The 9,573-nt window shown below is 71.0% G+C and carries 13 protein-coding genes; 5 read left to right on the top strand and 8 right to left on the bottom strand.

Features of this window, described 5'->3' with window-relative positions; all coding sequences use genetic code 11:
* Positions 1 to 11: 11 nt before the first annotated feature.
* Both ACGFYQ_RS36825 and ACGFYQ_RS36830 read right to left on the bottom strand, forming a co-directional pair.
* Positions 12 to 1,010, bottom strand: coding sequence for an anion permease (locus tag ACGFYQ_RS36825; protein WP_393750822.1), 999 nt, complete (start codon positions 1,008 to 1,010; stop codon positions 12 to 14).
* Between the two features lie 5 nt (positions 1,011 to 1,015).
* The gene (locus ACGFYQ_RS36830; protein ID WP_008742369.1) at positions 1,016 to 1,636 is read right to left on the bottom strand and encodes a DUF47 domain-containing protein; all 621 of its coding nucleotides are present in this window, start codon (positions 1,634 to 1,636) and stop codon (positions 1,016 to 1,018) included.
* Between the two features lie 194 nt (positions 1,637 to 1,830).
* Between ACGFYQ_RS36830 and ACGFYQ_RS36835 the strand changes: the two genes are divergently transcribed.
* Entirely contained in the window at positions 1,831 to 2,145 is a 315-nt protein-coding gene (locus tag ACGFYQ_RS36835; RefSeq protein WP_030009310.1) for a metal-sensitive transcriptional regulator, read from the top strand.
* A 47-nt stretch (positions 2,146 to 2,192) separates the two neighbouring features.
* On the opposite strand, the gene ACGFYQ_RS36840 is transcribed toward ACGFYQ_RS36835, so the two are convergent.
* The gene (locus ACGFYQ_RS36840) at positions 2,193 to 2,348 is read right to left on the bottom strand and encodes a hypothetical protein (RefSeq protein WP_362396070.1); all 156 of its coding nucleotides are present in this window, start codon (positions 2,346 to 2,348) and stop codon (positions 2,193 to 2,195) included.
* 159 nt (positions 2,349 to 2,507) lie between these two features.
* Positions 2,508 to 3,341 (bottom strand): hypothetical protein, encoded by an 834-nt coding sequence (locus ACGFYQ_RS36845; protein WP_393750824.1) that lies wholly within the window; start codon positions 3,339 to 3,341, stop codon positions 2,508 to 2,510.
* A 132-nt stretch (positions 3,342 to 3,473) separates the two neighbouring features.
* Here ACGFYQ_RS36845 and ACGFYQ_RS36850 point away from each other — a divergent pair, with 132 nt between their 5' ends.
* On the top strand, positions 3,474 to 3,722 hold the full coding sequence (locus ACGFYQ_RS36850; protein ID WP_393750827.1) for a hypothetical protein: 249 nt from the start codon (positions 3,474 to 3,476) through the stop codon (positions 3,720 to 3,722).
* 108 nt (positions 3,723 to 3,830) lie between these two features.
* The gene (locus ACGFYQ_RS36855) at positions 3,831 to 4,085 is read left to right on the top strand and encodes a hypothetical protein (protein ID WP_393750829.1); all 255 of its coding nucleotides are present in this window, start codon (positions 3,831 to 3,833) and stop codon (positions 4,083 to 4,085) included.
* A 181-nt stretch (positions 4,086 to 4,266) separates the two neighbouring features.
* Here ACGFYQ_RS36855 and ACGFYQ_RS36860 read toward each other — a convergent pair whose 3' ends face one another.
* From ACGFYQ_RS36860 to ACGFYQ_RS36875, 4 genes are all read right to left on the bottom strand, one after another.
* Positions 4,267 to 5,007 (bottom strand): phosphatase PAP2 family protein, encoded by a 741-nt coding sequence (locus ACGFYQ_RS36860; RefSeq protein WP_393750831.1) that lies wholly within the window; start codon positions 5,005 to 5,007, stop codon positions 4,267 to 4,269.
* Positions 5,008 to 5,209: 202 nt separating this feature from the next.
* Positions 5,210 to 6,217, bottom strand: coding sequence for an NlpC/P60 family protein (locus tag ACGFYQ_RS36865; RefSeq protein ID WP_393750858.1), 1,008 nt, complete (start codon positions 6,215 to 6,217; stop codon positions 5,210 to 5,212).
* 214 nt (positions 6,218 to 6,431) lie between these two features.
* Positions 6,432 to 7,226: a thioesterase family protein gene (locus ACGFYQ_RS36870; protein WP_393750833.1), complete on the bottom strand. Its 795-nt coding sequence runs from the start codon at positions 7,224 to 7,226 to the stop codon at positions 6,432 to 6,434.
* Positions 7,227 to 7,346: 120 nt separating this feature from the next.
* Entirely contained in the window at positions 7,347 to 7,955 is a 609-nt protein-coding gene (locus ACGFYQ_RS36875) for a LysE family translocator (protein WP_393750836.1), read from the bottom strand.
* Between the two features lie 64 nt (positions 7,956 to 8,019).
* On the opposite strand from ACGFYQ_RS36875, the gene ACGFYQ_RS36880 reads away from it, so the two are divergent.
* Together ACGFYQ_RS36880 and ACGFYQ_RS36885 are read left to right on the top strand one after the other, a co-directional pair.
* Positions 8,020 to 8,511: a GNAT family N-acetyltransferase gene (locus tag ACGFYQ_RS36880; protein WP_393750838.1), complete on the top strand. Its 492-nt coding sequence runs from the start codon at positions 8,020 to 8,022 to the stop codon at positions 8,509 to 8,511.
* Between the two features lie 2 nt (positions 8,512 to 8,513).
* Positions 8,514 to 9,359, top strand: coding sequence for a pentapeptide repeat-containing protein (locus ACGFYQ_RS36885; protein WP_393750840.1), 846 nt, complete (start codon positions 8,514 to 8,516; stop codon positions 9,357 to 9,359).
* Positions 9,360 to 9,573 lie beyond the last annotated feature (214 nt).

Raw genomic sequence — 9,573 nt, forward strand, 5'->3', positions numbered from 1 at the left:
CGTCCTCGTCGCTAGACGAAGGCCAGGTTCACGATCCAGAAGCTCACCGCGGCGACCAGGGCCGCGGCCGGCATCGTGATGAACCAGCCCAGGACGATGTTCTTGGCGACGCCCCAGCGGACCGCGTTCACGCGCTTGGTCGCGCCCACACCCATGATCGCCGAGGTGATCACGTGGGTGGTGGAGATCGGCGCGTGGAAGAGGAACGCCGAGCCGAACATGATCGAGGCGCCCGTGGTCTCGGCCGCGAATCCCTGCGGCGGGTCCAGCTCGATGATCTTGCGGCCGAGGGTGCGCATGATGCGCCAGCCGCCCGCGTACGTACCCAGCGACAGCATCACGGCACACACGACCTTGACCCAGACCGGGATCGCGGCATCGGCGGTCTGCACATCGGCGATGACCAGCGCCATCACGACGATGCCCATCGTCTTCTGCGCGTCCTGGAGGCCGTGGCCCAGCGCCATCGCTGCCGCGGACACGGTCTGCGCGATACGGAAGCCGTGCTTCGCCTTGTGCGGGTTGGACCGGCGGAACATCCACAGGATGGCCACCATCACCAGGTAACCGACGACCAGACCGACGACAGGCGAGACGAACATCGGGATGACGACCTTGTCGAGGACCCCCGACCAGATCACCTCGGTGCCACCGGCCAGCGCCGCACCCACCATGCCGCCGAACAGCGCGTGCGAGGAGGACGAGGGCAGGCCGAAGTACCAGGTGATCAGGTTCCAGACGATCGCGCCGACCAGCGCCGCGAAGAGGATCCACATGCCCCGGTTGCCCGTGGGCGTCTCGATCAGGCCGCTGCTGACCGTCTTGGCCACGCCGCTGCCGAGGAAGGCGCCGGCGAGGTTCATCACGGCGGCCATCGCGAGGGCCGCCCGCGGGGTCAGCGCCCGCGTGGAGACGGACGTCGCGATCGCGTTCGCGGAGTCGTGGAAGCCGTTCGTATACGTGAAGCCGAGCGCGACACCGATGGTCACGACCAGAGCAAAGGTGTCCACGAGGTTCAGGACTCCTTGACCGCGATGGTCTCCACCGTGTTCGCGACGTGCTCGAACGCGTCGGCCGCCTCTTCGAGCACGTCGACGATCTGCTTGAGCTTCAGCACCTCGATGGCGTCGTACTTGCCGTTGAAGAGCTGGGCGAGCAGCTTGCGGTGGATCTGGTCGGCCTGGTTCTCAAGGCGGTTGACCTCGATCCAGTACTCGGTCAGGTTGTCCATCGTCCGCAGGTGCGGCATCGCCTCGGCGGTCAGCTCGGCCGCGCGCGCCAGCACCTCGATCTGCTGCTCGACGCCCTTGGGGAGCTCCTCCACGTTGTAGAGGACGACCAGGTCGACCGCCTCCTCCATGAAGTCCATGATGTCGTCGAGCGACGAGGCCAGGTTGTAGATGTCCTCGCGGTCGAACGGCGTGATGAAGGAGGAGTTCAGCTGGTGGAAGATCGCGTGGGTCGCGTCGTCCCCCGCGTGTTCGGCCGCCCGCATCCGCTCCGCGATCTCGGCCCGGGCGGAGGAGTCCGCTCCGAGCAGTTCCATCAGGAGCTTGGAGCCCGTGACGATGTTGTCCGCGGATGCGGCGAACATGTCGTAGAAGCTCGTCTCCCTGGGGGTCAGACGAAATCGCACGTGAGGTCCTCGGGGTGCATTGGATTCGGTCAGGCTGATGCTAGGCGCATCCCCCGGCCACGGCTAACCGGCGGTTCCCCAGTGTCCTCCATCAGGCAGAGTGAGGACGACGGACCCCTGCCCCTGCGGCAGGAGCCCAGTACCCTATACCCACGAGGGGTATATATCCCTCGTTCCGGACCACGGGAGGACGCATGACCACCATCGAGGCGGAGGGCTCCGGAGCCGTCCACGGCTATCACCACCAGAAGGACGAGCACCTCAAGCGGCTGCGCCGGATCGAGGGCCAGATCCGCGGCCTCCAGCGACTCGTCGACGAGGACGTCTACTGCATCGACATACTCACCCAGGTCTCGGCGAGCACGAAGGCCCTCCAGTCCTTCGCCCTCCAGCTCCTGGAGGAACACCTCCGCCACTGCGTGGCCGACGCGGCCGTGAAGGGCGGCACCGAGATCGACGCCAAGGTCGAGGAAGCCACCAAGGCCATCGCCCGCCTCCTGCGCACGTAACCGCGCAGCCCCGACCGGTCCCTTCCGGCGCCGCCGGGCACGGCGGGTCAGCCGGACCAGATCCCCATCAGCACCTCGTCGATCCGATCCTGGCTCAACCGATCCTCGACCGCTGCCGACGCCGCAATGATCAGCTCACCGCACAACTCGATCTCGGCGAGCGCCACGTGGTCCTGCACCGTCGTACCGCCTGCGGGAGTCACGCGTGTCACCCCAATCTGCCGTCTTCGGTCATCGGTCGTCAGCGCCGGCGCTCGGCTCTCAGCCTAGGGAGGCCACCGCACCCGGCACATGACACGGATGGACCATTTCCGGATACCCGGCCATGGCCCGATCGCGCCGCCCGCCCCGGCCCACCCCCGCTACTCGGCGATCTTCCCGGCGTAAATGTCCCCGCTTGCGGGCAATACGACGGTCACCGGCGTCCCGAATCCGTACAGCAGCGTGGTCGACGAGACATCGATCACGCCATTGTTGACGTACGTGAAGCGGTGGCGGACCTTCCGCAGCCGCCCTTCCTCGTCCAGATAGGCGTCGAACGGCACGGTGTCCTTGCTGAACCCTTTCGCCGCCGCCTCCAGCGCCCCCCTGGCATCCGGCGACGCACTCCCCGCGGCCCGCCCGATGTCGGTGGTCCCCCGGTAGTGCCGCACCTTGGTGCCGGCCACCTCGGTCTCCCCGACGTACGTGACCTCCAGCGCCCCCCGCAGCAGTTCGGCCGCGACCAGCGGATCGGTGGCCCCGCCCGTGACGAGGTTCCCGTCGGCGAGGGTCGTCGTGTCTACCCGGACCCACTTGTCGTCGGGGACGCCGGCGCCCCGGTTCTTCATGTAGAGCGCGCCCGGCACCAGCAGCTCCGTGATGGGCCGGTGCTCGGTCTTGCCCTTCACATCGGCGGGGAGCATGACCAGCAGCTGGCCCATCCGGTTCTTGAAGTCGACGCCGCCCTCGCCCCGGATGGTGACCCGGGTGCCGCCGGTGGCCATTTCCATGGCCGTACGGGCCTGCGCACTGCCCGTCCTCGCGAGCGCGTCGGCGGCCCCGCGGACCACCGCCGCCGCGTCCACGGGGGGCCGGTCGTCGCCGGCGCCGCCGCCCGCGCAGCCGCTCAGCGCCGTGACCGCCAGGGTGACGCCGGCGGCGAGCAGCGCCCCACCCGCACGTCCGCGCAGCCGCCTGTGCTGGTGAACCACCATCGCCTGCCAACCCCCAACGCGTGACCGCTGTTTGCCCGAGGCCCCCACCCGCTCCGCTTAACGAGGTCAGGGGTTTCCCGTCACGGCCCGAACACCTCCACGGCCCGCGGCCGACCCGGGTACGGTGGAAGCGTGGAACCGCACACCGAAGCGACCCTGCCCCCTCCGCTTGCCTCCTCCGTGCGGCTCCAGCCGCCGCGGCCCGCCCCGGAAGGCTCGGTGCCGCCACAACAGGAGCCGCAGCCGCCCACCGGACACACCACCTCCACCGCCGACCGCGGCTCGTTCTGCCTGGCCGTCTGCACCTGCGGCTGGACCGGGCCCGCCCGCCGCTCCCGTGATCTGGCGCGCAAGGACGCCGCCCGGCACACGACGGGGTAGCGGGCGAGCACCGGGGCCGACCAGGCACGACACGACCAGGCACGACCGGCGTCGCCCGTTCGGACGGCCCGGCTGGCCGGGCCGCCGCGCAGCGGATGCCCTTGACTCATGCCAGGACCCGCAGCCCGCCTCGCGGCCCTCCTCTGGGCCCTGCTCATCGCTCTCGACATCCTGGGGGCCCCGGCCGCCACGGCCTGGGCCCGGCCCGTGGGCTCCGCGGACGGACCTGGCGATGTGGCCCTGGCCATCGGACTGACGACCGCTGCGGCCGTGGCCACCTTCCTGTGGCTGCGCTACCGCCGACGCCGTACCGGCGGCGCGGACGGGCCGGGCCCGCGGCATGCCGAGGGCGGTGACCCGTGATGCCGCCGCGGACCCGTCCCGCGGCGGTACGCGTCTGCTTCTGCGTGGCGGGGCTGTGCCTGCTGGCGGTCGTGCTGCTCGCCGTATGGGACTCGTACGCCCACGCCTGAACGGGCACGTACGTGTCAGGACGTCAGGACGTCAGGACGTCAGAGCGTCAGGACGTCAGGACGTCAGGACGTCAGGCGGCGAGGTCGCTCTCCGGCGTGAGCTGCTCCGCCGACGGGCTCTGCGGCTGGGCCAGGCCGACGGGCCGGGGCCAGGTCCGGCCCTTGGCCCGTACGAGACGGCCCAGACGCGGGGAGCCGGCCACCGCCCGCACGACCGGCGTCAGCAGCGCCATCGCGAGCGGCGCGAGGACCAGGACCACGGCGGTGCCGAGGGCGAACCCGCCGATCACGTCGGTGGGGTAGTGGACGCCCGTGTACACGCGGCACACGCCCTCGGCGAAGGCCAGCCCGATCCCGATCAGCCCGAGCTTGCGGTTCGCCAGGAACAGGCCGACGGCCAGGGCCATCGCGAGGGTGGCGTGGTCGCTGACGAACGAGAACTCCGGCTGCGCGAGGCCGGTGCCGAGACCGGGATCGACCGTGGGATCGAGTACCTGCAGGCCCTCGTGCTGGCGGAACGGCCGCGGCCGTTCGACCAGTTCACGCAGCGGCGCGTTCACGAGCAGCGCCAGCCCGGCGGCCAGCGGGGCCCACACCAGCGCGGCGAAGGACTCGACGGCCGTGCTCTCGTCCTGGCGGCGGGCACCGCGCCAGCACCACAGGACCAGGAGCACCAGGGCCAGCGGGATCCCGAACTCACCGGCCAGGCTCACGGTCCGGTCCAGCCAGCCCGGGGCGTGCCGGGCCGCTCCGTTGATCTCGTACAGCAGGCTGACATCCACGTTCGGCCCACCGGTTGTGAGTCCAGCCATGGTGATGCGGCCCCTTGCCCTTGCCGTGGTTCGCCTGCGGGCGCACGCCGGTGTGCGCCCCTTCGCCCCGTGTGATCAACCCCCGCGTCCATGGAACGCCCGTTCTGGCGACTACGTTCCACTCTCCACTGAATGATCACTCCAACGTTACCGAAGAGAGACTCATCGTCGCAGCTCAGGGCCTTGGCTTAACGGAGCGTGACTAGGGCGCCTTGCTCGCCGCCGCACGCTCCGGAAGAGCCTCCGCGCCGTCCTTCGTCACGCGCGTGGCACCAAAATAATCAGGCGTGTCGATCTTGTCGAAACGGATCACGGCACCGGTGTACGGAGCGTTGATCATGTAGCCGCCGCCCACGTAGAGCCCGACGTGCCGAATCTCCCGAGAGTTCGTCAGATCATCGGAGAAGAACACCAGATCGCCGGGGAGCAGTTGGTCGCGCGAGGGATGCGGCCCGGCGTTGTACTGGTCGTTCGCCACGCGCGGCAGCTCGATCCCCACCGTCTCGTACGCGGCCTTGGTCAGCCCCGAGCAGTCGAACCGCCCGTCCTGGTCGGGCGTTCCGTTGCCGCCCCACAAGTACGGGGTGCCGAGCTGCTTCTGCGCGAAGTAGATGGCCCCGGCCGCCTGTTGCGAGGGCGCGACCCGGCCGACGGGCCGCTCGAAGCTCTTCGCCAGGGTCGTGATCGTCTTCACGTAGCCCTGGGTCTCCTTGTACGGGGGCACGCCCGCGTACTTGATGACCGCGTAGGCACCCGCGTTGTAGGCCGCGAGCATGTTCGACGTCGCGTCACCCGGCACGCTGGCCACGTCCTTGGCCAGCTCGCAGTCGTACGAGGCCGCCGAGGGGATCGCGTCGCTCGGGTCCCAGATGTCCCGGTCCCCGTCCCCGTCACCGTCGATGCCGTGGCCCGCCCAGGTGCCGGGGATGAACTGCGCGATCCCGCGCGCGTCCGCCGGGCTGACGGCGCTCGGGTTCCAGCCGCTCTCGGAGTACAGCTGGGCGGCGAGCAGCGGCGGGCTGATGGCCGGGCAGAGGTTGCCCCACTTCTCCACCAGTGCCTGGTACTTGGCGGGCACCGCCCCCTTCGCGAGGCCGACGGCGCGACCGCCCGCCCCCGCACCCACCAGGCCCGCGGCCGCGGAGTACGTCCCCACGACGAGCAGCACCACGAAGGTCAGACACAGCCCGATCCCGATCCCGCCGGCCATCCAGAATCTACGCACCCGTCAACCCTCCCCCATCCCCGTCACTTCAACGTGTGATTCGGCCGTGTCGCATGTCGTACTACCCCACTCGGAAGCCCGAACAGGCGATGCTCGCGTACTTCGTGGGGTCATCCTCGACGCGGCACAAGACCACCGTCCAGTCCGCACGACCGGCGGCCGGGGGCACGGCGGGCCGGGCGCGCGACCGGCCCGGCCGCTACCTGGGTGCGACGAAGAGGCTCTGCGCGCTGCGTCCGATGGGCCCCTTCTCGTCGTGGAGCCGGGCGTCGACGAGGCCGATGCCGGCCGCGTCCACGCTCGTACGGGATTCCACGCAGGCCCATTCGCCGACCGGATGGCGGTGCAGGTGGACCGTGAGGTCGCCGTTGACGAAGACGAACCGGCTGAAGTCCATCACCGAGCTGATGCCGTTTCCGGAGTCCGCGGCGATCAGCACCCGGTCCAGCGGACGGATCTCCTCCCCGGCGACGAGCGGCACCCTCATCCGCATCCAGCAGGTACCGGGGCCGAGCTCCACGAAGGCGCCCTCGGTGAAGCGGGCTTCCATGGCCGTGTGATAGCCGGTGTCCCACGGCACCGGGAAGAACGGCGTGACCACGGCCTCCCCGGGGGTCGGCAGCTGCGGCCCCGGCACCACGGCCGGCACCGCCTCCTCGGCCACCCGGATCCGCAGGGCCCGCGCCAGCATCACCGGGGCGCCCGCGCCCGCGGGTGTGAGCGCGGCCTCGACCACCTCCGTACCGCGCCCGGCCCGCAGCACGCTGGTGGTGATCTCCAGCGCGCCGATCGGCACCGGGCGCAGGATCTCGTACGTGATCCGGGCGATCCGCATGTCCGCGCGCGCACCCGGCCGCTCCTCGACGGCCCGGCCGAGCAGGGCGGCCGGCGGACCGGCGTGCTGCGCGCCCGGGTCCCACGGCCCGCGCGTGTACTCGGTGGCGGTGAACCGCCCGGTGTCATCCCGTTCGAAGAACCCCTCGACAGCGCCCATACCCTGCACGCTACCGACAGGTAACCGGGCACACCAGCCCCGTACGGAACGGGGCCGGCGACCGGGGGCGAGCCCGTCGGCGACCGGGGCCGAGCGCCGCCGGCGACCGGGGCCGACCGGTCAGCGGGCGAACCCCAGCCCCACCCCCAGCCCCACCAGCACCGATCCGATGGCACGGTTCAGCGCCTTCTGCGCCTTCAGCATCCGGTCCCGCAGCCGGGAGTTCGAGAAGAACAGGGCCACCGCCCCGAACCAGCCCAGGTGCGCCGCCGACATGAACAGCCCGTAGCCCGCCTGCTGCCACACCGGCGTGTCCGGATTGACCACCTGCGTGAAGGTCGACACCACGAACAGCGTGGTCTTCGGGTTCAGCACATTGGTCAGGAACCCCGACCGCATCGCCCCGAGCCGGGTCAGCCCCGGCTCGGACTCCAGGTCCACGGTCACCTCGGTCCGCGCGCGGAAGGTGCGTATCCCGATCCACACCAGGTAGGCCGCGCCCGCCAGCTTGATCACGGTGAACAGCGCGGTGGAGGAGGCGATCAGCAGACCGACCCCGAGCATCGTGTAGGAGACGTGGACCAGGACCCCGGCCGCGACCCCGGCGGCGGCGAACAGCCCGGTGGGCCGCCCGTAGAGGTAGCTGTTGCGGACCACCATGGCGAAATCGGCGCCGGGACTGATCACGGCGAGGAGAGTAATAACGGCGACTGCGATCACTTCTGTCATACCGGGATGCTCACCGGGGCCGGGCTCCCCGATCAACCCCATTCCCCATCCGGATACTTGGAGGATGTTCCCGCACCTGCTCTCCCTGTACCCCTACCGGCCGGCCGACGACGCCCCGCTGCTGCGCAAGTGGGTGACCACCCCCGCCGAGCTGATGACCTGGGCGGGCCCCGCCTTCACCTGGCCCCTGGACGACGCACAGCTCGCCGCCTACGCCGCCGAGCCCGGCCGCCGCATCTGGACCGCCGTGACCCCCGACAAGTACCGCGTCGGCCACGTCTCGGTGGCCGGCACCCGCCTCGGCCGCGTCCTGATCGACCCCGAGGCCCGCGACCGGGGCTACGGCCGGGCCCTCGTCACCCAGGCCGTCGACCTCTGCTTCGGCGAGCTGGGCCTGCCGGAGCTCAGCCTCGGCGTCTGGGCGCACAACACCGCGGCGATCCGCATATACGAGCAGCTCGGATTCCGTACCGAGGAGATCATCAAGGACGTCGAGGAGGTCGACGGCGTCCGCTGGACCGCCCTCCAGATGCGGCTCACCGCCCCTGAGCGGTAACAATGGACGACGTGTCCCGTACCCCCGCCGCCCGGCCGGCCCTGCCCGTCCTCCCCGTCCTGCAAGCCGACTGCGCGAACTGCTTCGCGCTGTGCTGCGTCGCCCTGCCGTTCGCCAAGTCCAACGACTTCGCCGTGAACAAGCCCGCCGGAACCCCCTGCAAGAACCTCCGGGAGGACTTCCGCTGCGGCATCCACACCCGGCTGCGCGACTCGGGGTTCCAGGGCTGCACCGTCTTCGACTGCTTCGGCGCGGGCCAGCAGGTCTCCCAGGTCACCTTCGGCGGCCGCGACTGGCGCACCGACCCCGGCACGGCCCGTCGGATGTTCGACGTCTTCCCCGTGATGCGGCAGCTGCACGAGCTCCTCTTCTACGTCGCCGAGGCCCTGACCCTCCCGGACGCCGCCCCGGTCCACGCGCAGCTGCGCGACGCGCTCGCGGAGACCGAGGAGTGGACGCGCGCCGACGCCGAGTCCCTCGCGGACCTGGACGTGGGCGCCCTCCGCCAGAAGATCAACACCCTGCTGCTGAAGACCAGCGAGCTCGTACGGGCCAAGGTGCCGGGCCGCAAGAAGAACCACCGCGGCGCCGACCTGATGGGCGCCCGCCTCTCCGGCGCCGACCTGCGCGGCGCGAACCTGCGCGGCGCCTACCTGATCGCCGCCGACCTCAGCCGCGCCGACCTCCGCACGGCCGACCTGATCGGCGCGGACCTCCGCGACACCAACCTCCGCGACGCGGACCTCCGCAACGCCGTCTTCCTCACCCAACCCCAACTCAACGCCGCCCAAGGCAACCCCACCACCCGCATCCCCCCGACCCTCACCCACCCCACCCACTGGACCTGACCCCCGACACGGCATCCCGCGGGCGCAACTCCAGCCCCGCCGGCGTTTGAGGCGCGGGGCCCGGGGCGGAGCCCCAGGGTCATCCCAGCCCCGCCGGCGCCTGAGGCACGTGGCCCGAGGCGGAGCCCCAGGGTCATCCCAGCCCCGCCGGCGCCTGAGGCACGTGGCCCGAGGCGGAGCCCCAGGGTCATCCCAGCCCCGCCGGCGCCTGAGC

The organism is Streptomyces sp. NPDC048258 (assembly GCF_043201995.1).
GTDB lineage: Bacteria > Actinomycetota > Actinomycetes > Streptomycetales > Streptomycetaceae > Streptomyces.